The sequence below is a fragment of the Mesorhizobium montanum genome (genome assembly GCF_033977145.1).
GTDB lineage: Bacteria > Pseudomonadota > Alphaproteobacteria > Rhizobiales > Rhizobiaceae > Mesorhizobium > Mesorhizobium montanum.
The window spans coordinates 124,017-145,224 of record NZ_JAVIJF010000005.1; the positions used below are offsets into that span (position 1 = coordinate 124,017).

At 63.6% G+C, this 21,208-nt stretch carries 24 protein-coding genes and 1 tRNA gene; 10 read left to right on the forward strand and 15 right to left on the reverse strand.

Translation table 11 applies throughout. The features are described 5' to 3' along the window. Window positions 1-7: 7 nt before the first annotated feature. On the forward strand, window positions 8-1,624 hold the full coding sequence (locus RFM68_RS08440) for an ABC transporter ATP-binding protein (protein ID WP_320232265.1): 1,617 nt from the start codon (window positions 8-10) through the stop codon (window positions 1,622-1,624). Window positions 1,625-1,651: 27 nt separating this feature from the next. Here the strand turns inward: RFM68_RS08440 and RFM68_RS08445 are convergent, their stop codons facing one another. Next, window positions 1,652-1,987, reverse strand: a complete 336-nt coding sequence (locus RFM68_RS08445; protein WP_320232266.1) for a hypothetical protein — start codon at window positions 1,985-1,987, stop codon at window positions 1,652-1,654. Window positions 1,988-2,201: 214 nt separating this feature from the next. Here RFM68_RS08445 and RFM68_RS08450 point away from each other — a divergent pair, with 214 nt between their 5' ends. Together RFM68_RS08450 and RFM68_RS08455 are read left to right on the forward strand one after the other, a co-directional pair. Next, a complete protein-coding gene (locus RFM68_RS08450; RefSeq protein ID WP_320232267.1) occupies window positions 2,202-2,495 on the forward strand; it encodes a type II toxin-antitoxin system ParD family antitoxin in 294 nt (97 codons plus the stop codon). Window positions 2,496-2,499: 4 nt separating this feature from the next. After that, window positions 2,500-2,865, forward strand: coding sequence for a type II toxin-antitoxin system RelE/ParE family toxin (locus RFM68_RS08455; RefSeq protein ID WP_320232268.1), 366 nt, complete (start codon window positions 2,500-2,502; stop codon window positions 2,863-2,865). Window positions 2,866-2,925: 60 nt separating this feature from the next. Here RFM68_RS08455 and RFM68_RS08460 read toward each other — a convergent pair. Together RFM68_RS08460 and RFM68_RS08465 are read right to left on the reverse strand one after the other, a co-directional pair. Continuing rightward, window positions 2,926-3,002 (reverse strand) — tRNA-Pro (locus RFM68_RS08460). A gap of 203 nt (window positions 3,003-3,205) precedes the next feature. Then, on the reverse strand, window positions 3,206-4,087 hold the full coding sequence (locus RFM68_RS08465) for an NmrA/HSCARG family protein (RefSeq protein ID WP_320232269.1): 882 nt from the start codon (window positions 4,085-4,087) through the stop codon (window positions 3,206-3,208). Between the two features lie 98 nt (window positions 4,088-4,185). Here RFM68_RS08465 and RFM68_RS08470 point away from each other — a divergent pair, with 98 nt between their 5' ends. Genes RFM68_RS08470 through RFM68_RS08480 form a run of 3 tightly spaced genes read left to right on the forward strand, consistent with a single transcriptional unit; the run spans window position 4,186 to window position 7,517 of the window. After that, window positions 4,186-5,085, forward strand: a complete 900-nt coding sequence (locus tag RFM68_RS08470) for a LysR family transcriptional regulator (RefSeq protein ID WP_320232270.1) — start codon at window positions 4,186-4,188, stop codon at window positions 5,083-5,085. Between the two features lie 49 nt (window positions 5,086-5,134). Further along, complete coding sequence (locus tag RFM68_RS08475; protein WP_320232271.1) at window positions 5,135-7,372, forward strand: AGE family epimerase/isomerase; 2,238 nt, start codon at window positions 5,135-5,137, stop codon at window positions 7,370-7,372. After that, the gene (locus tag RFM68_RS08480) at window positions 7,350-7,517 is read left to right on the forward strand and encodes a hypothetical protein (protein WP_320232272.1); all 168 of its coding nucleotides are present in this window, start codon (window positions 7,350-7,352) and stop codon (window positions 7,515-7,517) included. Before RFM68_RS08475 ends, RFM68_RS08480 begins: the two co-directional genes overlap by 23 nt. Window positions 7,518-7,532: 15 nt before the next feature. Here RFM68_RS08480 and RFM68_RS08485 read toward each other — a convergent pair whose 3' ends face one another. The 7 genes from RFM68_RS08485 to betI form a co-directional block, all read right to left on the reverse strand. Continuing rightward, window positions 7,533-7,691, reverse strand: coding sequence for a type II toxin-antitoxin system RelE/ParE family toxin (locus RFM68_RS08485; RefSeq protein WP_320232273.1), 159 nt, complete (start codon window positions 7,689-7,691; stop codon window positions 7,533-7,535). Continuing rightward, the gene (locus RFM68_RS08490; protein WP_320232274.1) at window positions 7,691-7,948 is read right to left on the reverse strand and encodes a type II toxin-antitoxin system ParD family antitoxin; all 258 of its coding nucleotides are present in this window, start codon (window positions 7,946-7,948) and stop codon (window positions 7,691-7,693) included. Before RFM68_RS08490 ends, RFM68_RS08485 begins: the two co-directional genes overlap by 1 nt. Window positions 7,949-8,018: 70 nt before the next feature. Next, window positions 8,019-9,482 (reverse strand): betaine-aldehyde dehydrogenase, encoded by a 1,464-nt coding sequence (gene betB, locus RFM68_RS08495; protein WP_320232275.1) that lies wholly within the window; start codon window positions 9,480-9,482, stop codon window positions 8,019-8,021. 55 nt (window positions 9,483-9,537) lie between these two features. Beyond that, window positions 9,538-11,190 (reverse strand): choline dehydrogenase, encoded by a 1,653-nt coding sequence (betA, locus tag RFM68_RS08500; RefSeq protein ID WP_320232276.1) that lies wholly within the window; start codon window positions 11,188-11,190, stop codon window positions 9,538-9,540. Then, window positions 11,183-12,187: a threonine/serine dehydratase family protein gene (locus RFM68_RS08505; RefSeq protein WP_320232277.1), complete on the reverse strand. Its 1,005-nt coding sequence runs from the start codon at window positions 12,185-12,187 to the stop codon at window positions 11,183-11,185. Before RFM68_RS08505 ends, betA begins: the two co-directional genes overlap by 8 nt. Further along, complete coding sequence (betC, locus tag RFM68_RS08510) at window positions 12,184-13,713, reverse strand: choline-sulfatase (protein WP_320232278.1); 1,530 nt, start codon at window positions 13,711-13,713, stop codon at window positions 12,184-12,186. The genes RFM68_RS08505 and betC overlap by 4 nt, the downstream gene beginning before the upstream one ends. Next, a complete protein-coding gene (betI, locus tag RFM68_RS08515) occupies window positions 13,710-14,300 on the reverse strand; it encodes a transcriptional regulator BetI (protein ID WP_320232279.1) in 591 nt (196 codons plus the stop codon). The genes betC and betI overlap by 4 nt, the downstream gene beginning before the upstream one ends. 188 nt (window positions 14,301-14,488) lie before the next feature. On the opposite strand from betI, the gene RFM68_RS08520 reads away from it, so the two are divergent. Further along, window positions 14,489-15,655 (forward strand): acetyl-CoA acetyltransferase, encoded by a 1,167-nt coding sequence (locus RFM68_RS08520; protein ID WP_320232280.1) that lies wholly within the window; start codon window positions 14,489-14,491, stop codon window positions 15,653-15,655. A gap of 54 nt (window positions 15,656-15,709) precedes the next feature. Then, window positions 15,710-16,714 carry an asparaginase gene (locus RFM68_RS08525; protein ID WP_320232281.1) on the forward strand — a complete coding sequence of 335 codons (1,005 nt, stop codon included), beginning with the start codon at window positions 15,710-15,712 and terminating at the stop codon, window positions 16,712-16,714. On the opposite strand, the gene RFM68_RS08530 is transcribed toward RFM68_RS08525, so the two are convergent. Both RFM68_RS08530 and RFM68_RS08535 read right to left on the reverse strand, forming a co-directional pair. Continuing rightward, window positions 16,711-17,208, reverse strand: coding sequence for a GNAT family N-acetyltransferase (locus RFM68_RS08530; protein WP_320232282.1), 498 nt, complete (start codon window positions 17,206-17,208; stop codon window positions 16,711-16,713). The two genes, RFM68_RS08525 and RFM68_RS08530, sit on opposite strands and share 4 nt — an antisense overlap. Next, window positions 17,208-17,489, reverse strand: a complete 282-nt coding sequence (locus RFM68_RS08535; protein ID WP_320232283.1) for a type II toxin-antitoxin system TacA family antitoxin — start codon at window positions 17,487-17,489, stop codon at window positions 17,208-17,210. The genes RFM68_RS08530 and RFM68_RS08535 overlap by 1 nt, the downstream gene beginning before the upstream one ends. A 182-nt stretch (window positions 17,490-17,671) precedes the next feature. Between RFM68_RS08535 and RFM68_RS08540 the strand changes: the two genes are divergently transcribed. Then, the gene (locus RFM68_RS08540) at window positions 17,672-18,484 is read left to right on the forward strand and encodes a class I SAM-dependent methyltransferase (protein ID WP_320232284.1); all 813 of its coding nucleotides are present in this window, start codon (window positions 17,672-17,674) and stop codon (window positions 18,482-18,484) included. A 97-nt stretch (window positions 18,485-18,581) separates the two neighbouring features. Here the strand turns inward: RFM68_RS08540 and RFM68_RS08545 are convergent, their stop codons facing one another. Further along, window positions 18,582-19,958: a TIGR03808 family TAT-translocated repetitive protein gene (locus RFM68_RS08545; protein ID WP_320232285.1), complete on the reverse strand. Its 1,377-nt coding sequence runs from the start codon at window positions 19,956-19,958 to the stop codon at window positions 18,582-18,584. Between the two features lie 106 nt (window positions 19,959-20,064). On the opposite strand from RFM68_RS08545, the gene greA reads away from it, so the two are divergent. Beyond that, window positions 20,065-20,547, forward strand: a complete 483-nt coding sequence (gene greA / locus RFM68_RS08550; protein ID WP_320232286.1) for a transcription elongation factor GreA — start codon at window positions 20,065-20,067, stop codon at window positions 20,545-20,547. On the opposite strand, the gene RFM68_RS08555 is transcribed toward greA, so the two are convergent. Together RFM68_RS08555 and RFM68_RS08560 are read right to left on the reverse strand one after the other, a co-directional pair. Continuing rightward, the gene (locus RFM68_RS08555; RefSeq protein ID WP_320232287.1) at window positions 20,544-20,933 is read right to left on the reverse strand and encodes a type II toxin-antitoxin system death-on-curing family toxin; all 390 of its coding nucleotides are present in this window, start codon (window positions 20,931-20,933) and stop codon (window positions 20,544-20,546) included. The genes greA and RFM68_RS08555 overlap by 4 nt on opposite strands. Next, complete coding sequence (locus RFM68_RS08560) at window positions 20,930-21,151, reverse strand: AbrB/MazE/SpoVT family DNA-binding domain-containing protein (RefSeq protein WP_320232288.1); 222 nt, start codon at window positions 21,149-21,151, stop codon at window positions 20,930-20,932. The genes RFM68_RS08555 and RFM68_RS08560 overlap by 4 nt, the downstream gene beginning before the upstream one ends. Window positions 21,152-21,208 lie beyond the last annotated feature (57 nt).

Consider the following 21,208-nt stretch of genomic DNA (forward strand, 5'->3'; position numbering starts at 1 on the left):
CGCTGACATGGCTTCCGAAACGATCCTCACCGTCAAGGACCTGCGCGTCCGCTTCCAGACCCTCGACGGCACGGTGGAGGCCGTCAAAGGCGTCAACATCAAGGTCAATGCCGGGGAGACGGTCGCCGTCGTCGGCGAATCCGGGTCCGGCAAGAGCCAGACGATGATGGCGGCGATGAGCCTGCTCTCGTCCAACGGCGAGGCGACAGGCGCCGTTGACTATCGCGGCAAGAACCTTCTGACCATGTCGAAGAGCGAGCTCAACAAGGTTCGCGGCCGCAAGATCAGCATGATCTTCCAGGAGCCGATGACATCGCTCGATCCGCTCTACACCATCGGCAACCAGCTGATCGAGCCGATCCGCCGCCATCGTGGCATGAACGCGCAGGCGGCGCGCGAGGAGGCGCTGAAGTTGCTGAGATTGGTGCACATACCCGATCCCGAGCGGCGGATGAAATCCTATCCGCACGAAATGTCGGGCGGCCAGCGCCAGCGCGTCATGATCGCCATGGCTTTGGCCAACGATCCCGACATCCTGATCGCCGACGAGCCGACGACGGCGCTCGACGTCACCATCCAGGCGCAGATCCTGATGCTGCTCGCCGAGCTGCAGCGCAAGCTCGGCATGGCCATCGTCTTCATCACCCACGACCTCGGCATCGTGCGCCGCTTCGCCGATCGCGTCTATGTCATGCGCCAGGGCGAGGTGGTGGAGGAAGGCGAAACAGAGGCGCTCTTCGCCAACCCGCAACATGCCTACACCAAGATGCTGCTCGCGGCCGAGCCGACCGGCACCAAGGCGGCGGCGCCTGCCAATGCGCCGGTTCTGCTCGAAGGCCGCAATGTCGAGGTCATCTTCAGGATCGGCGGCGGCTTCCTCGGCGGCGAGCCGCTGATGCTGCGCGCGGTCGACAAGATCTCGATTCGGCTGAAGCGCAACCAGACGATCGGCATCGTCGGCGAATCGGGTTCGGGCAAGTCGACGCTCGGCCGCGCGCTGCTCAGGCTCCTGCCCAGCGACGGCGTTATCCGCTTCGGCGACCGCGACATTTCCGATGCCGACCGCCAGGCGATGCGGCCGTTGCGGCGCCAGTTGCAGCTCGTCTTCCAGGATCCGTTCGGCTCGCTGTCGCCGCGCATGACGGTTGGCCAGGTCATCACCGAAGGACTGCTGGTGCACGAGCCCTCGCTGACGGGCAAGCAGCGCGACCATCGCGCCGTCGAGGCGCTGCGCGAGGTCGGCCTCGACCCCAATGCCCGCAACCGCTACCCGCACGAATTCTCCGGCGGCCAGCGCCAGCGCATCGCCATTGCCCGTGCTATGATCCTGAAGCCGAAAGTGGTGGTGCTCGACGAGCCGACCTCGGCGCTCGATCGGTCCGTGCAGAAGCAGATTGTCGAGCTGCTGCGCAAGCTGCAGGCCGACCATGAACTGTCCTACCTGTTCATCAGCCACGACCTTGCCGTGGTGCGCGCCATGGCCGACTACATCATCGTCATGAAGCAGGGCAAGATCGTCGAGGAAGGACCGACCGAAGAGATCTTCGGCAATCCGCGCGAGGCCTACACGCAGACCCTGATGAACGCGGCGATCGATGTAACGCGGTTCCGCATGAGCGCTTGAAGCCAGGCGAACCTGATCAGGCTTGCCTCACGGTGCTGAAGCGCACCTTTGTTTCCGCGTCGCGACGATCGCCTGCTGCTGTTGCTGCAGCCGTTCGATCTTCGCCGTTTCGCGATTGGCAACCACCGTCTTCACGCGCTCGCCGCCGAGCAGCCACGTTGGCACGCTGGTGCTGGCGACCTTGCCGCGGGCGATTGCTGTGCGCGAAATATCGGTGGCGGTGTCGCCGAGCTCGCTGTTTAGCTCGCTGCAGCTCATTTTGTCGTATTTCGCCGGGCTGATCGACGCGACGGTCGACGAGCAGCCTGCTGCGGACAGCAGGAGCGCAGTCATCGGTAAAATGCCCGTCGGCGTGAACTTCATACTCCCAACCTTGCTTCGCCGGCCACAGTCCCGCGCATTCCGAAATCGGGGGTGGAGTTGCCATTAGGTCAAAGTGAGAACCTGTTGTCGAGCATTGTCGGATGATTCGTAAGATCAGCCCCATCCGAACGACGGTGCCGACCGACCATAGTTAGCATTGGCATAATATGCCATGCTCCTATATAATCCCAGTTAAATTGGAGCAGATATCGCGATGCCGACGCGCAATGTTGTCCTGACGGAACATCTCGAAGAGGTGATCGATAGGTTGGTGAAAACCGGGCGCTATCAGAACGCCAGCGAGGTGTTGCGCGACGGCTTGCGACTGGTCGAGCAGCGCGAGGCGAGGGAAGCCGCGAAGCTCGTGGCGCTCAAGGAAGCGACCGCCATCGGCTTCCACAACATCGAACAAGGTCGTTTCGACGATATTACTGAAGACGGCCTTGAAAAATTCATGAGTGGCCTGGGACAATTGGCAAGCGCACGCGCGAAAAAAACCGGCTTGTAAGGCCATGGTCCTGTACCGGCTTTCCGCGGCCGCGAAAGAAGATATCGTCCAGATACTCGCACACGCGGAAGTCAATTTCGGCGAGATCGCACGTTCCCGTTACGAACGGTTGCTGATCGCGGCTCTGCGCGACATTGCTACCGACCCCGAACGGCTGGGCAGCATCGCCCGCACGGAGTTGGGAAACAAGATCCCTAGCCATCACCTGCGCTACAGTCGGGACCGCGCGCGGACCGAACATGGCATTGTCGTGCGACCCCGTCATTTCCTGCTCTATCGGATGACGCCCGAGGTCACCGGAATTGGCCGCGTTCTTCACGACGCGATGGAACTACAGCGCCACCTGCCGACGCGTTACGGCGACGACTAGCGGCAATCCTGATTTCAGGCGGGCGGCAATTTTCGGGAAAAGCCAAGTGCTTGTTTTTTCTGGTCGGAGTGGCAGGATTTGAACCTGCGACCCCCTCGTCCCGAACGAGGTGCGCTACCAGACTGCGCTACACTCCGTGACCAGACCGCGGGCTTATAGCCGCCGCCCTTCGATCCTGCAAGCGGCAATGGTTGCACTTCCGTCGCATTTCGTCGCTTTCGCCGCAGGCACCTTGAACGTTGCGGCTGAGCACGTTGGTCCGCCGCGTCAAATAGGCAGCGGACCAGTGCTTTTGGATACGCCGATCGGCTTTCCTTTCGGGTTCCGTCGCCCGCCGTGCTCAGGCGGCCGGCTGTCCGAGGACGCTCCAGTCGAACTCTTTCGCCCAGTCGGCAAAGCTGTGCCAGCGGACCTCAGGAAACTCCTTGTGCAAGGCAGCGACATCGACGTCATAACCGACGCGATCGAACCATTCGAACATGAGCGCCGCATCCTCGCTCTGCTGGCGAGCGACGGCGATCGGAATTTCCTGGTAACGGATCGGGCGGCCGATGGCCTGCGACAGGACTTTCGCCTGGTCCTCGCCCGACAATTCGTCGCCTGCAAAATCGAAACGCTTGCCGAAGACGCTTTCGCGCCGTTCGGCGAGCGCGGCGACGAAGGCGCCGATATCGGCCAGCGCCACCAGTTGCAACTGGCGCTTGGCGGGCAAGGCGAAGGCATGCGTACCCCGGCTCAACGCGCCGATCGACCACGGCGCGACGAAGTTCTCCATGAAAGCGACTGGGGCGCTGATCGTATAGGGGATGCCGAGCCGCGCGATATGCTGCTCGACGCCGTACTTGCTTTCGAAATGCGGGATGCCGGTTTTCTTGTTGGCGTCGGCGACCGACGAATAGATGAGGTGTCCGACGCCCGCCGCCTTCGCCGCGTCGGCGGCAAGGATGCCCTGGCGGGTCTCTTCTTCCATGCCGGCCTCGGTCATGGTGCCCATCAGGAACATCGTATCGGCCCCGCTCGCGGCTTTTGCGATCGAGACTGAATCGGATAGATCGCCGGCCACGATTTCAGCGCCGGCCGATGCCAGCTGCCGCGCGGCCTTGCCGTCGGGCGAGCGTGTCAACGCCTTCACCTTATGGCCCTTCGAAAGAAGGGCACGCGCGACCGCGCCGCCTTGCTGGCCCGTGGCGCCAGTCACCAGAATTTCTCTCTTGATCGTCATCTCATTTGCTCCTTGCTGTTGGCGCAGCACAGTTATGCATTGTCGAATTGATGCATAATTGCCTATAATTGAAAAACTTTGTCCCACTGATGGATATAATGTTCGACCTCAACGATATTGTCGTATTCGCCCGCGTGGTCGAGGCGGGCAGCTTCACCGCTGCCGCGCGCTTGCTTGCCATGCCCAAGACGACGGTCAGCCGCCGTGTCGCGGCACTCGAGCGGGAGATCGGGGTGCGCCTGTTGCAGCGCACGACGCGCAGCCTCAACATGACCGACGCCGGACGCCTCTATTACGAGCAAAGCAGCCGGGCGCTGCGGGCGATCGAGGAGGCGAATCAGCAGCTTGCCGAGGCGAGGGCGGAACCGACAGGCACGATCCGCATTTCCGCTCCCGTCGGCTTCGGCGCCTATTTCCTCAACCGTGCGGTGGTCGAGTTTCTGGCGATGTATCCGAAGACCAAGGTCGAGCTGCGCCTTACGGACGACAGGCTTAACCTTGTTGAAGACGGTATCGATCTCGCTTTCCGCACCGGCGTTCTTCAGGATTCGACGCTGATCGCGCGCAAGCTCGGTTCGACACATCGTCAGCTCTGCGCCAGTCCGGATTATCTCTTGCGCCATGGAGCGCCTGAAAAGCCGGCGGATCTGGCTGATCATCACTGCGTCATTGCCGGTCCTTCGACCGTTGGCGCCCACTGGGTGCTGGAGGGGCCGGATGGCGAGGAGGCGGTCACGGTGACGGGGCGCTTTGCCGCCAACGAGATGCAGGCGGTTGTTGCCGCGGCAGTCGCGGGTTACGGCATCGCCCAGATGCCGCACGCGATGGCGGACACGCTCATACGCGAGGGGCGGCTGCGCCGCGTTCTAGGAAACTACACCATGCCGGCCAGCGGCCTTTATGTGCTTTACCCGAGCAGCCGACATCTTTCACCGCTGGTCAAGGCCTTCATCGATCTGGCGGCCGAGCGGATTTCCAATCGGCTCGACACCGGCTAAAGGCATATCCGGCGGCCGCTTGTCCATCAACTCTGAGCATAAGACCCGAATGACTGAGCGCATCGTCAGTTTCGTTATGAGTGGCGGCGTCGGCTCGCGGCTGTGGCCGCTGTCGCGCGAAGACAATCCCAAGCAGTTTCACGACTTCTCGGGCGATGGCTCGATGCTGGCCAGGACCTTGCGCCGGCTGGCGGCGCGGCCCGAAGGCGAGACGCCGATCTTCCTGATCGCCTCGGAGCGTCACGCCGAGCGCGTCCACGCCGACCTTGCCGGTCTCGATCTCGGCGGCGGCGGACCGCTGTTCGAGCCGACGGGCCGCAACACGGCGGCCGCCGTGGCGCTTGCCAGCCTGCGCACCCTTTCCGAATATGGCGACGAGTTGGTTCTGGCGGTGCCGTCCGATCACGAGATTTCGACGCCTCGTCAGTTCTGGCAAAGCATCGAGGCGGGCGCCGCGGCGGCAAATGCCGGCCGGCTCGTGGTGTTCGGCCTGAAGCCGACTCAGCCCGAGACCGGCTATGGCTATATCGAGGTCGGGGCCGACAGGGACGGCGTCTTCGATGTCTCGCGCTTCGTCGAGAAGCCGGATCTCATCACCGCGCAGGCCTATCTGGAGGCCGGCAGTTTCTATTGGAACACCGGCATCTTCCTGTTCCGCGCCGGCGCCATGCGCGACGCTTTCGCCGCCTTCGCGCCCGATATCTGGCAGGCCGCCGAGACAGCCTACCAGGCCGCGACCAGCGATCTGTCGGGCCTCTATATGCCGCTGGAACTTTACTCCGCGATCCCGTCGACCTCGATCGATTACGCCATCATGGAGCGCGCGAAAGACATCGCCATGGTGCCCGCCGGCTTCCGCTGGAACGATCTCGGCTCCTGGCAGTCGCTGCTCGATGTCGGCCCATCCGACGGGCAGGGCAACGTGATCGTCGGCGACGTCGTCGCCATCGATTGCGAGAACTCCTATATCCGCAGCGAAGGTCGCCTGCTGTCGGCGATCGGCATGAAGGACGTGGCCGTCGTCTCCACCGCCGATGCCACTTTCGTCGCCCCTGTCAGCCACAGCCAGCACGTCAAGAAGATCGTCGAGCAGCTGGAAAAATCCGGTCGGCTGGAGACTAGGTTCACCCCCGCGCCCGACCGCGTCATCGAGAGCGGCGCCTGGCGGCGGCGCGTGCATCACTGGCTGTTCGACGAGACATTGCCGCTGTGGTCGACATCGGGCGTCGACGAGCATTATGGCGGCTTCCACGAGGCGCTCGGCTTCGATGCCGCGCCGCTGATGAAACCCAAGCGCATGCGCACGCAGGCACGCCAGGTCTATGCCTTCGCGGTTGCCAAGGAACGGGGCTGGGACGGCCCGGCCGACCGGCTGATTGCGCACGGCATCGACTTCATGGCCGGTCAGGGCCGCACCGACCGCGGCGGCTGGGTGCGCACGCTCAACATCGATGGCTCGGTCGCCGATCCGGTGGAGGACGCCTACGACCATTCCTGCGTGCTCCTGGCGCTGGCGCACGCTCACATCTCGGGCCATCCCGACGCGCTGCGGCTCGGTGAGGAGACGTTTGCCTTCCTCGATGCGCATCTGGAAGACAGCCGCATGACCGGCTTTCTGGAAACCTCCGACGGCGCGGAGGACCGGCGCTCCAACCCGCACATGCACCTGCTCGAAGCTTTCCTTGCCTGGCACAAGGCGACCGGCGAACGGGCCTATCTGCGCCGCGCCGCCCGCATCATCGACCTTTTCCGCAGTCATTTCTTCGACGCCGAAAGCTGGACGCTGGGCGAATATTTCGACGAGGGCTGGAAGCCGGCGGCGGGCGAGAAGGGGACCTGGACCGAGCCTGGCCATCACTTCGAATGGGCCTCGCTGCTTGTCGATTTCGCCGCCCGCAGCGGCCAGAGCGAACTCACGGCCTTCGCCCGCAAGCTCTATGCCTCGGCCATCGCCAACGGCCTCAACCGCGCCACCGGCCTCGCCTATGGCGCCGTGTCACGCCAGGGCCTGCCGCTCGATCGCGTGTCGCGCGGCTGGCCGCAGGCCGAGGCGATCAAGGCGGCGATCGCGCTTGACGGCTCGGGCGGACCGGACCTCAAGCCGGAGATCGAAGCGCGCGTCGGCCGCCTGTTCCGCTGGCACATCGATCCGGCGCCGCTCGGCCTCTGGATCGACCGCATCGACGAGCGCGGCCGCTCGCTGGCGACCGACGTGCCCGCCAGCATCTTCTACCATCTGGTCTATGCGCTGACGCAGTATCTGGATGGAACGTCGCAGAAGGGGTAAGGTCGATGCCAGCGCGCTAAGCGTCGTCGTCTGCCTCGAAAATGGCATCGATATCGCGAGCGCCGTGCACAACTCGTTCAATCCGCACATCGCCAGCTTCAGCCACGTAGAAGACTACATAGTGCTGGAACGGCACAGACCGTAGGTCCGGTGACAAGGACTATCGAGGCGCGCCGCCGCGTGGTGCGTTGGCGATGCGATCGCACCGCGCTCTGAGTGCGGCCACAAATCGTCGGGCAGCCGCTGGATTTTCGCTATGGATATAGTCGCCGATTTCCTCGACATCTCTGGCGGCAGCGGGTGAGAACGTGACGGCCATTACCTGTGGCTTTTATCGCGGTACTTCGCTTCCAGCCGATCAAGAACCTCCGACGCCGGGATGCCAGGGCCGCTTTCCTTCCCCTTGCGGATATCTTCACGCAAGGCAGTAAGCTTCGCCTGCCGCTGCTCCTCGCGCTCCTCGAGCAGACGCAAGCTGTCGCGTACGACTTCGCTCGCGCTTGCGTAGCGGCCACTTTCGACAAGTTCACGCACCAATGCCTCGTAGCGGGAGCCGATATTGTAGCTGGAAGGCATCGCATCACCTTTGGATCGACTTATCCATTCTTATCAATTTATGATAAGTTTGCCAAGCCAGTTTGCCAAGTCAATACGGCGCCGCCACATCCCCGGTCTCGACATAGACCGCCTTCAGCTGCGAATAGTGTGACAGCGCCGCCAGCGAGTTCTCCCGGCCGATGCCGGACTGCTTGACACCGCCGAAGGGCATTTCCACCGGCGTCAGATTGTAGGCGTTGATCCAGCAGGTGCCGGCTTGCAGTTCGGCGATCACCCGGTGCGCGCGCGGCAGGTCGCGTGTGAATACACCGGCCGCCAGGCCGAATTCGGTGTCGTTGGCTCGGTCGATCACCTCGTCCTCGCTGTCGAATCTCAGCACGCTCATCACCGGCCCGAAAATCTCCTCGCGTGCGATGCGCATAGAATCGGTGACGCCGGTGAACACCGTCGGCTCGATGAAGAAGCCGCCGTCAAAACCCTGCAGCGACGGCACGTTGCCGCCGCAGGCGAGGCTCGCACCGTCCTGTTTGCCGGCGGCGATGTAGGAGACGACCTTGTCCTGTTGCGCCTTGTTGACCAGCGGTCCCATCTGCGTTTCGGGATCGAGCGGATCGCCGATGCGGATTTTCTTGGTGCGCTCGACCAGCCGCTCGACGAAGCGGTCATAAAGGCCGTTTTGTACGAAGACGCGCGTGCCGTTGGAGCAGATCTGGCCGGTGGAGTAAAAGTTGCCGAGCATCGCGCCGCCGATGGCGTTCTCGAGATCGGCGTCGTCGAAGACGATGAGCGGCGACTTGCCGCCGAGTTCCATCGTCGCATGCTTCATCTTCGAGCCTGCGAGCGACAGAACCTTGCGGCCGGTCGGCACCGAGCCGGTCACCGAGACTTTTGCCACGACATCATGGCCCACGAGACCGGCGCCGACGTCGCCATAACCTTGCACGACATTGAACAGGCCATCGGGCAAACCTGCTTCGCTGTAGATCTCGGCCAGTGCCAGGGCAGACAGCGGCGTGTTCTCCGACGGCTTGAACACCATGGCATTGCCCATGGCTAAAGCCGGCGCCGATTTCCAGCCGGCGATCTGGATCGGATAGTTCCAGGCACCGATGCCGACACAGACGCCGAGCGGCTCCCGCCGCGTGTAGGCGAAGGGTCCGCCGAGATCGATCATCTCGCCGTTGAAGGCGGCGACCGCGCCGGCGAAATATTCCAGGCAGTCGGCGGCCGAAGGCGCATCCGCCACCAGCGTTTCCTGGATCGCCTTGCCGGTGTCGAGCGTCTCGATCCGCGCCAGATCTGCATTGCGCGCGCGAAGAATGTCGGCGGCGCGGCGCAGGATGCGGCCGCGCTCGACCGGTTTCATCCGCGCCCAGGCCGGCTGTGCGGCGCGCGCCGCCTCGATGGCCAGCTCCAGCACGTTCGGCGTCGCCGAATGCAGCGTGGCGATGGTCTCGCCCGTCGCCGGATAGATCACCGGCAGCGGCGCGCCGCCTTCATCCTCGATGTAGCGGCCGTTGACATAATGCGATGCCGTTGGCTGGGCGCGCATGGTTTTTCTCCATTCATGGTCGCTGGGCGGGGGAGGGCGCCCGCCGGATGATGGCCTATCTGTCGGCCACCTGCCAGCGCGGATTGATCCAGGGCTCCTGGTTGGATGGCGCCAGCGGCGTGCGGCCAAGGATATGATCGGAAGCCTTCTCGCCGGTCATGATCGAGGGCGCGTTGAGGTTGCCGTTGGTCACCCGCGGGAAGATCGAGGAGTCGGCGACGCGCAGGCCCTCGACACCGATCACCCGGCATTCCGGATCGACGACGCTGGTCGGATCGTCGGCGCGGCCCATCCTGCAGGTGCCGCAAGGATGATAGGCGCTTTCGGCGTGATCGCGAATGAAGGCATCGAGCTCGTCGTCCGACTGCACGTGGCTGCCCGGCGAAATCTCCTTGCCCCGAAAACCGTCGAAGGCCTTCTGGCCGAAAATCTCGCGCGTCAGCCGGATGCAGTGGCGGAACTCGCTCCAGTCGTCCGGATGCGACATGTAGTTGAAGCGGATCACCGGCTTGGCGCGGGCGTCGGGCGAGCGCAGCGTCACCGACCCGCGCGACTTCGAGCGCATCGGCCCGACATGCGCCTGGAAGCCATGCGACTTCGCCGCCGCCTTGCCGTCATAGCGCACCGCCGCCGGGATGAAATGGTACTGGATATCGGGGTAGTCGACGCCGGCCTGCGAGCGCACGAAGGCCGCCGCCTCGAAATGGTTGGTGGCGCCGAGGCCGGTCTTGAAGAACAGCCACTGCGCGCCGATCAGTGCCTTGGAGAAAGGATTGAGCACCGAGTTCAGCGTGATCGGCTTGGTCGCTTCCTGCTGTATGTAGAGTTCAAGATGGTCCTGCAGATTGGCGCCGACGCCCGGCCGGTCGGCGATCACCTGGATGCCGTTTTCCTTGAGATGCGCGCCCGGGCCGATACCGGAAAGCATCAGGATCTTCGGCGAATTGATCGACGATGCCGCGACGATCACCTCACGTCGCGCCTTAACGACCTGAATCTTTTTGTCAGCTTCGATCTCGACACCGACGGCGCGTTGATTCTCGATCACCACGCGCCGGGCGAAACCCTTGAGCAGGCTAACATTTCCGCGTCTGAGAGCCGGCTTCAGATAAGCATTGGCCGCCGACCAGCGGCGGCCGCCCAGAATGGTCTGCTCCATCGGGCCGAAGCCTTCCTGCTTCGACCCGTTATAGTCGTCGGTGAGCTCGAACCCGGCCTGGCGGCCGGCCTCGAGGAAGGCGCCGTACAGCGGATTCTTGCGCGTGCCGCGCTGGATATGCAGAGGCCCGCCGTGACCGCGCCAGCCATCCTCGCCGCCGTCCGAATCCTCCATGCGCTTGAAATAGGGAAGCACGTCGGCGAACCCCCAGCCGGCAGCACCTTGCTCGGCCCAGTGGTCGAAGTCATGCGCATGGCCGCGCACATAAACCATGCCGTTGATCGAGGACGAGCCGCCGATGACCTTGCCGCGCGGGGTGGCGAGCACGCGGCCGCCGAGATGCGTCTCCGGCTCGCTGGCGAAACCCCAGTCGTAGAGGCTCATGTTGAGCGGGATCGACAGCGCCGACGGCATCTGGATCAGCGGACCCATGTCGGTGCCGCCGAACTCGATGACGATCACCGAATGCTTGCCGTCCTCCGACAACCTGTAGGCTATGGCCGAGCCGGCGGAGCCGGAGCCAATGATGACGAAATCCGCTTCAAGCATTGTTCATATGCGCCATAAAATCGGCGAGCGAGACATTCCCGCCGGTAGCCACAACGAGGACGGTCTTGCCCGCCATATCCACCTCGCCGCCCAGCAGCGCCGCGAGCGATGCCGCGCCCGAGGGCTCCAGCACCAGCTTCATGCGCTCGAAGGCGATCTTCATGGCACGCCGCACCGAGGCATCGTCGACGGTGACGCCGCGCGCGCCGGCGGCGCTCACCGCCGCGAAAGGCGCGTCACCGGGCTTGCGCGCCATCAGCCCGTCGCAGATCGATTTCGGTCCGATCGGCATGGTTTCGATCGCGCCATGCGCCAGCGACGATCCCATGCCGTTGAATCCCTCCGGCTCGACGGCGATGATCTCGGTCCTCGGCGACAGATAGTGGAAGGCGAGCGAGACGCCGCCGATCAGCCCGCCGCCGCCGACCGAGCAGAACACCAGGTCGGCATGCGCCTTCTTGGCGGCCAGTTGGTCGAGCGCTTCCAGCCCGGCGCCGGCCTGGCCGGCGACGATTTCCGGATCGTCGAAGGGATGAAGCAGGGTGAGGTGCTCGGTCTCGGCGATCTCGCGCGCCTTGGCGGCCGCCACTTCCTCACGCGCGCGCTCGCCATGGTCGGTCAGCACCACGCGCGCGCCATAGCTGGCTGTGGCATCGCGCTTGGCTGCCGGCGCGTCGATCGGCATCACGATGGTGACGGGAATGCCCAGCGCCTGGCCGGCGGCCGCCAGCCCTTGCGCGAAATTGCCGGAGGAATAGGCCGCGACGCCCTTTTTCGCTTCATCCGACGAAAGCCGGTTCAGCCGCCAATAGGCGCCGCGCACCTTGAAGGAGCCGGCCCATTGCAGCGACTCGGGCTTGACGAAGACGCGCGCGGCACCCGTCTCCCTGGCAAGTGCCGCCGACTCCAGCAGTGGCGTCACCTGGGTGGCCGTCGAGGTGACGGCATAGGCCTGCTTCAGATGATCAAGGGTAGGAACGAGAACGTCTGCCATCATTCGCCTCTCGGATACCGTTTGCTCTCTTCGAGATTGTCGAGGTTCATGTGATTGCGCATGTAGCGCTCCGACGCCTTCTGCAGCGGTTGGAAATCCCACGGGTAATAGGCGCCGTTGCGCAGCGCCGGGTAGACGACCCAGCGGCGCGCCTGGCTTTCGCGCACGGCGGCGTCGAAAGCCGCCATGTCCCAGCGAGCCCGGACCTTCTCCATGAACGCCGCAATCAGGGCTGCATTCGCCGGATCCTCTGCAAGGTTGTCGCGCTCGAGCGGATCTGCCTCGAGATCGAACAGCTGCGGCGGATCGAGCTCGCAATGGACGAATTTGTATTTGCCGTCGCGGATCGCGACCAGCGGTGCATACGAGCCTTCGGCTGCATATTCGATCAACACCGGCGCTGTGTGCGGCTTGCCATCGAGCAGCGGCAGCAGCGACTGGCCATCGGTCCACGGCGCGATCGCCGCGATGTCGATGCCAGCGAGGTCGCAAAGCGTCGGCGTCACATCGAGATTGGAAACCGGCGCCTCGATGAGGCCGGCCGGCACGCCCTTGCCGGCGATCATCAGCGGCACGCGGACGGAACCCTCGAAGAAGCTCATCTTGAACCACAGGCCCCGCTCGCCAAGCATGTCGCCATGGTCCGAGCAGAACAGGATGATCGTGTCGTCGAGCATGCGGGTGCGCTGGAGAACATCCAGCAACTCACCAAGCTTGTCGTCGACATAGGAAATGTTGGCGAAATAGCCGCGCCGGGAACGGCGCGCCTGTTCAGGTGTGATCTCGAAGGATTGATAGTCGCTGGCGTGGTAGAGCCGCTGCGAATGCGCATCCTGCTCGTCATGAGAGATGAATGGCGTTTCAGGATCGAGCGCCTGGCAATTTTCGTAGAGATCCCAGTATTGCCTGCGCGCGACATAAGGGTCGTGCGGGTGCGAAAGCGAAACCGTGACGCACCAGGGCCGGCGGTCCGCGTCGTCCTGTTCCCGCGAAAGCTGGTAGAGCTTCTGCGATGCCAGGAACACAACCTCGTCGTCATATTCCATCTGGTTGGTGGTCTCGGCGACGCCGGCGCCGGTGACCGAGCCCAGATTATGGTACCACCAGTCGATGCGCTCGCCGGGCTTGCGGTAATCCGGCGTCCAGCCGAAATCGGCGGGATAGATGTCGGTGGTCAGCCGCTCCTCGAAACCGTGCAACTGGTCCGGCCCGACGAAATGCATCTTGCCGGAGAGGCAGGTGTAGTAGCCGGCGGCGCGCAGGTGATGCGCGAAGGTCGGGATCGAGGAGGTGAACTCCGCGGCGTTGTCGTAGACCCCGGTGCGCGACGGCAACTGGCCGCTCATGAACGAAGCGCGGCCGGGCGCGCAGAGCGGCGAGGCGGTGTAGTTGTTGGCGAAGCGCGCCGAGCGCGCGGCCAGTGTCTTGAGATGCGGGACATGCAGGAAGTCGGCTGGTCCATCGGGGAACAGCGTGCCGTTGAGCTGATCGACCATGACGATCAGGAAATTGGGTCGTCGGCTCGTCAAGGCAGGCTCCGTCCGGTCAGTTTGGTTTCGAGATAATCCTCGATGAGTTCGATAGCGGTCTGCGCGTTGGGCACGCCGTCCTTCAGCGCTCGCCGGATATAGAGCCCGTCGATTAGCGCCGCGGTCGCTTCGGCGACCCGGTCGGCCTCGGCTCTGGGCAGAATGCCGGTCAACCCGCTCATCAGGTTCGAATGCAGCCGCCGTGCATAGATGCGCAGCAGCCGCCGCAGGTCGGAGGATTTCTGCGCCTCGACATAGAAGGCGAGCCAGGCGGCGATGATCTGGGGCTGGAACTGGTCGTCGGAGAAGCTGACTGCAACGACTGCCGAGACGCGCTGGCGCGGCGTCATGGCAAGGCGCAGCGCCCGCCGCGTGTCGATGTTGAGTTCGGCCAGGATATGCCGCATCGTCGCAAACAGCAGCTCGTCCTTGGCGCCGAAATAGTGATGCGCCAACGCCGACGACACGCCGGCGCGACCGGCGATCTCGGACATCGTCACGTCCAGCGACCCGCGCTCGCCGATCGCCGAGATCGTCGCGTCAATCAGCGCCTTGCGGCGCACTGGTTCCATTCCGATTTTTGGCATTTTGGGATCCGGTTCGACGGGGAGTTTATTTTTTATTGACGCATCAATCAATAAAAAATCAAGGCTGGGATCAACCGATCGTGTGGACTTGGCCTATCCCAAGGTCTGGAAAACGGTTCATCGTTGAACAATATTGAATCACGTGCCGCGCGCGATCGTGCTAGGCTGCGGCGCGAATGGAGGCTGTTATGACCGCATGCATCGTCGGCTGGGCGCATTCGCGCTTCGGCAAGCTCGAAGGCGAGACGCTGGAAGGCCTGATCACCAAGGTCGCCGTCGAGGCGCTCGACCATGCCGGCATCGGTCCGGATGACGTCGACGAGATTGTGCTCGGCCATTTCAACGCCGGCTTCTCGCCGCAGGATTTCACTGCCAGCCTGGTGCTGCAGGCCGATGACCGGCTGCGCTTCAAGCCGGCGACGCGCGTTGAGAATGCCTGCGCCACCGGCTCGGCCGCTGTCCGGCAAGGCATCCGCGCCATTGACGCCAACGCCGCCCGCATCGTTCTGGTGGTCGGCGCCGAGCAGATGACGACCACGCCTGGTCCCGAAATCGGCAAGAACCTGCTCAAGGCGTCTTACCTGCCTGAGGATGGCGACACGCCGGCGGGCTTCGCCGGCGTCTTCGGCAAGATCGCGCAGGCTTATTTCCAGCGCTACGGCGACCAGTCCGACGCGCTCGCCATGATCGCCGCCAAGAACCACAAGAACGGTGTCGACAACCCCTACGCCCAGATGCGCAAGGATTTCGGCTACGAGTTCTGCCGCCAGGAAAGCGAGAAGAACCCGTTTGTCGCCGGTCCGCTGAAGCGCACCGATTGCTCGCTGGTCTCGGACGGAGCGGCCGCCCTTGTGCTCACCGACACCGCGACGGCGCTGAGGATGCGCCGCGCCGTGACCTTCCGCGCCAACGAGCATGTCCAGGATTTCCTGCCGATGTCGAAGCGCGACATCCTCTCCTTCGAGGGCTGCGAGCGGGCCTGGGAACAGGCGCTGAAGAAGGCCGGCGTGACCCTCGACGATCTCTCTTTCGTCGAGACGCATGACTGCTTCACCATCGCCGAATTGATCGAATATGAGGCCATGGGTCTGGCCAAGCCCGGCGAGGGCGCCAAGCTCGCGCTCGACGGCACGACCGCCAGGGACGGGCGCCTCCCGGTCAATCCGTCCGGCGGCCTGAAGGCCAAGGGCCATCCGATCGGCGCCACCGGTGTGTCGATGCATGTGCTGACCGCCATGCAGCTCACCGGCGAGGCGGGCGGCATCCAGGTGCCGGGCGCAAAACTCGGCGGTATCTTCAACATGGGTGGTGCTGCCGTCGCCAATTACGTTTCCATCCTCGACCGGATCAGGTAGAAGCGGCCCGCATTCAAGCGGCGCGCCCCTGGGTGCGCGCGTGCGGGAGGCAATATGACAAATCCGGTTCTGATCGAAGTCACGCGCGGCGCGGTGGTCGAGAGCGCCCATCGCGGCGTGGTTTCCGTCTTCGACGCCGACGGCAAGCCTGTCTTCGAGATCGGCGATACGGAACATCCGGTGTTCCCGCGCTCGGCGGTGAAGGCGATCCAGGCGTTGCCGCTGGTCGAATCGGGTGCTGCCGACGCCTATGGCTTCGGAAGCCGCGAACTGGCGCTGGCCTGCGCATCGCATTCGGGCGAGCCGGCCCATGTCGAACTGGCTACGGCCATGCTCGCTAAGGCAGGCCTCGACAAGACGGCGCTGGAATGCGGCGCGCATTGGCCCTCGAGCCACGACGCCACCATCGCGCTCGCCCGCGCCGGCGGCGTTCCGAACGCCTTGCACAACAACTGCTCCGGCAAGCATTCAGGCTTCCTTTGCACCTGCGTCCACGCCGGCATCGCCCATGGTGGCTACGTCAAGGCCGGCCATTCGATGCAGGAGATGGTGCGCGACGCCATGCAGTCCGTGACAGGCGCGGCGCATGACGTCGGCCACTGCGGCACCGACGGCTGCTCTATCCCCACTTACGCCGTGCCGTTGAAGAGCTTCGCGCGGGGCTTTGCCCGCATGGCGACGGGCAGGGGCTTTTCACCTGAACGCGCCAAGGCGGCGAAGCGGCTGCTTTCGGCCTGCATGGCCGAGCCGTTCCTCGTCGCCGGCATGGGCAAGGCCGATGTCGCGCTGATGCAGGCCGCGCCCGGCCGCATCTTCGTCAAGACCGGCGCCGAAGGCGTCTATTGCGCGGCACTGCCCGAACTTGGCCTCGGCATCGCCTTGAAATGCGATGACGGCGCCGGCAGGGCGGCGGAGGTGATGATCGCCGCGATGCTGGCAAAGCTGCTTCGCGCGGATGAAGCGGTTGCGGCAAGGCTCGGCAAACTGGCCCGTCCCGCAATCGAAAGCCGCGTCGGCGCCAAGGTCGGTTTGCTGCGGCCGACGGCGGCGCTCGCCTAGCGCGTAGATTCCTCCTTTTGAGCTATCTTCAACGACAGTATCAGGGTCATCGGATTTTTGGGGGAAGCCTGGAAGCCATAGTGCTCATAAAACGCTTTGGCCTCATCCGATATGGCATGAACCAAGAGACCGCGAATGCCGAGAATGGCTGCCGCTTGACCGGTCCGCAGTACCGCGTCCTGCAACAGAGCGACGCCCAGGCCCCTGCCTTGCCAGCTTGCATCGACAGCCAGACGGCCAAGTACAGCCATGGGCACGGGGTCGGGCATATTGCGACGGATCGAACCGGGAGCATCCGCCAGGTCAAGTCCGCCTGATGAAAGGCAGTAATAACCGACAACGCGCGTGCTTTCTGCAATCACATAGGTTCTGGACGCGCCGCTGACTTGATTGGCGCGTGCCCGCCGTCGAAGCCATTGATCCAGGCTGTCGGTTCCGCTTTGAAAAAGGTCGAGTTCGTGACTATCGGCAAGAAGGATTGGTGCCGAAAGCATCAGTCCCGCCAGGGTTTGGGCGCATTCATCAGGCGGACAAATCCCTCGCTGCTCGGTGGCCGATCGAGGATATCGAGATAATGCTGATAGCTCTCGGCATCGACCTTGACGAGCGTCTGGTCGAGCAGCGTGTCTTCGGCTGCGCGGTAAGCGGCGTCGATCATGAAGTCGGAGCGGGTCTTCCCGCGTATCTTCGCGGCGCGGTCGATCAGGATGCGGACATCCTCGCGGATGCGCAGATTAACGGCCTTGGCGTGGGTGTCTTGGTTTTTGGTGGCCATGGCAAAAAAATCCTTCCGTTACAGATATAGCATTTTCGCATACACAATGTGTATCTAATTCTGGAGCCGCCATTTTGGCTGATGACGACCCGGAAAACGCCGTTCCACGACAAAACTGAACAGCAACGAGTTCATGTTTTTTTGCTAGTCTCCTCCATCAATCAAACGGCGAGACGCTGACCATGCTGGAAACGGACAAGGTGTTTGCCGGGTCGATCCCGGAAAACTACGATCGCCATATGGTGCCGCTGATTTTCGAGGCCTATGCCGCGGATCTCGCACGGCGGGCGGCGTCCTTCTCACCCCTGGCTGTTCTGGAAACCGCCGCGGGCACCGGGGCCGTCGCCCGCGCCCTGGCGCCGAAACTCTCTCTCGACGCCAGCTACACCGTAACCGATCTCAACCAGCCGATGCTCGACTATGCGGCTTCGCGCCAAGGCCCCGACAGCCGCATCACATGGCGCCAGGCGGATGCCCTGCAATTGCCATTCGCAGATGCCGCCTTCGACCTCGTCTGTTGTCAGTTCGGCGCGATGTTCTTTCCCGACCGCGTCGCTGCCTATCGCGAGGCAAAGCGGGTCCTGAAGCCTGGCGGACATTTCCTGTTCAGCGTGTGGGATCGCATCGAGGAGAATGTATTCGCCGACGACGTGACGAATGCTCTCGCCACGATTTTTCCGCACGATCCGCCGCGTTTCCTGGCGCGCACGCCGCATGGCTACCACGACAAGGACCTGATCCGTCGCGATCTGTCGGCCGCCGGGTTCTCCGATGTGACGATCGATACAATAGCCGAGCAAAGCCGTGCATCCTCGCCGCGCGTTCCGGCCGTTGCCTATTGTCAGGGAACACTTCTTCGCAACGAGATCGAGGCCAGGGAGGCCGGACGGTTGGCATCCGCAACCGACTATGCCGAATCCGCAATCGCTGACAGGCATGGCCGCGGCGAAGTGGCCGCCAAGATCCAGGCGCACATTATCGTGGCCGCGGCGTAGAGCGGTTCACCGTTTCACGGAGAACCGCTCTATCTCTTTGTTTTAGCCGCATTTGTGCGACGCCAAGCGATTCCGCCTGGCTGCAAAATGCTCACATCTAGCTCACCTTGTTTCGCTCGACGGTGAGATGCGCGTAGCCGGTATCGGTTGACTGGGATAGATCGCCGGTAACCGGATCGGCCCAGCGCTGGCCGATGATGGCGCCGTTTTTCGCGCCATCGATGACGTTGTCCGAGATGACCGCGGTGCCGGAGCCTTCGACGACCGAAACGACGATGCCGGTGCCTGCCTGGCGTATGATGTTTCCCGTCGCCACGATATTGCGCAGATACGGCCCCCAGCCGAGCTGCATGCCGTAGAGCGGCGCATTCTCCACGACATTGCCCGAGACCGTCGTGTCGGCCTCGGCGCTGATGCCGACGCCGAAGCCCGGCGGATCGGCGGTGTAGGGGCCGGCCGTCGAGAGGTTGCGCACGATATTGTTCGAGCAGACCGCCATGCGGCCGCCTTCGTTGAAGTTGACGATCGAGATGCCGTTGGCGGCGCCGTCGACCAGATTGTTGCTGAGGATCGCGCCTTCGAAGGAGAATTCCGAATAGATCCCGGTCTCGCCCGAGCGCGAGCAGGTGTTGCCGCTGATCTGCAGGTTGCTGGCGCTGTTGGCGCGGACCGCGGTGAAAGCGCAATCGGAGACGACATTGCCAGAGATGATGACATTGCCGGCGCGGAAGGCGTTGATGCCGTTGCCGTTCTGGCCGGTGCCGCCGCTCCGCGCGCCGATGCGCTGGACGCGATTGCCGCTGACGATGGTGCCGTCCTCCGCCGCTTGCCAGCGATGCACCAGGATGCCGCCATTGGCACAATCGGACACGCTGTTGCCGGAAATCTCCAGCCCGCCGGCCTCGACCGAATAAATGCCGGCATCCGCCGCTCCTGAAATATCGGAGCGACTGATGCGGCCGACGGCATGCTCGAGCGCCAATCCGTTCTTGCCGCTGCCGGTCACCTGGCAATTGTCGATGACGAGATGGGCGACGCGGCGCAGATCGAGCAATCCTTGCGTGTAGTCGGCCAGCCAGCGATTGGCGCCGTCGAGCACCAGCCCGCTCAATTCGAGGTGCTCGGCCTGTTCGGCCATCATCAGATGGCCATTGCCCCCATACACGATGCGCGTCGCGCCCGGCACGCCCGACAGGCGTACGCGGGCAGGCAGCTTCAGGTTCGAGACGAGATAGGTACCGGGCGGCAGGAACACCGGCTGGTCGCGGTCGCTGGCCTCAGCCAGCAGCTTGGCGAAAACCTTGCTCTGGTCGTCGACCGCGCCCGGCTGCACGCCGACCTCGGTGGCGTTGATCGAGCCGCGCATCGCGGCCATCTCGATACCCGGCAGCGTTTTCGCCGATGCCCTGCCGGCGAATAGGCCGGCGACGGCGAAGCCGGCGGTCCGGGCAAGCAGCGTTCGTCTGTTCAACATCGGCACAGATCCTGGCGTTTCGCCTCGTCCTTCGCAGGAATCGTGCCAAAATAGGCTCGCCGGCAAACCGCTTGTGCAGTCGCCTCGCCAAGCCTAAGTTCGTTGGATGAGCAGAGCTTTTACCCGCGAGGAAGACAGCGAAAACGCCATTGCGGGCGTCGGCGAACGTCCAGTCAGCACGCACCGCAACCTGGTGACGGAGCGTGGCTTGGCGATGATCGAGGAGAATCTCGCCGACCTGCGTGACCTGATGGCCAAGGCCGAACGGCGCGGCGATCGCGAGCGCCTCGCGGTCGTGTCGCGCGACCTGCGCTACTGGACAGCGCGGCGCGAGAACGCCGAGCTTTCGGTGCCGGAACCGGGCAGCGACGTGGTGCGCTTCGGCATGGGCGTCACATTGGAAGGCGATGACGGCAAGAAGGTGCACTGGCGCATCGTCGGCGAGGACGAAGCCGACCCGTCGAAGGGCAGCATTTCGCACGTTTCGCCGATGGCGATGGCTCTGTTCGGCAAGAAGGTCGGCGAGATTGTCGCCGTCAACGGCAAGGAATGGGAGATCGTCAAGCTCTCGGACAAGGCTGAGAACTAGCCTTCAAGCTTGGCGGTATGGTCGCGGAAGAATGCCGCGGCGCCGGCCTCGTCGATTTCACCAGCGGCGACGCCCATGACAAATTCGTAGATCGTGCCATTGTCCGCCGTGAGGTCGTAGCCGTTGAAGATCAGGAACGCACCGGCTGCAACCATGGCCGTACGTTTGTTACCGTCGACAAAGGCATGATTCCTGGCAATACCGAAGACGTAGGCTGCGGCCAGATCCTCGATCGACGAATCGCCATAGTTGGCCTTGTTTTCAGCGCGGGCAAGCGCGGATTCGAGGGCGTTCTCATCCCTCAAGCCCTGTGCGCCGCCATGTCGGCGCAACTGCTCGGCATGCATCGCCTCGACAGCGCGACGCGACAGAAACTGCCAGCTCATTCGGCAAGCTTCTGAAGCGCGACCTTGTACTTGTCCATGACCTTACGGGCAGCTTCCATCTGCCGCTCGAAACTGTCATCCACCGGCTCAAGAGCGATGCCCTTGTCCGTCTCGACGATTTGAAGCTGGTCACCCGCCTTCATATTCATGCGGTCGAGGAGATCCTTAGGCAGGATCACGCCTTCGGAATTGCCGATCTTGCGAATGGTGGTGTTCATGGCAGAAATATCCTGTTGCAACGCTAATTATAACGCTTAGCATCGTATGTTGCAACA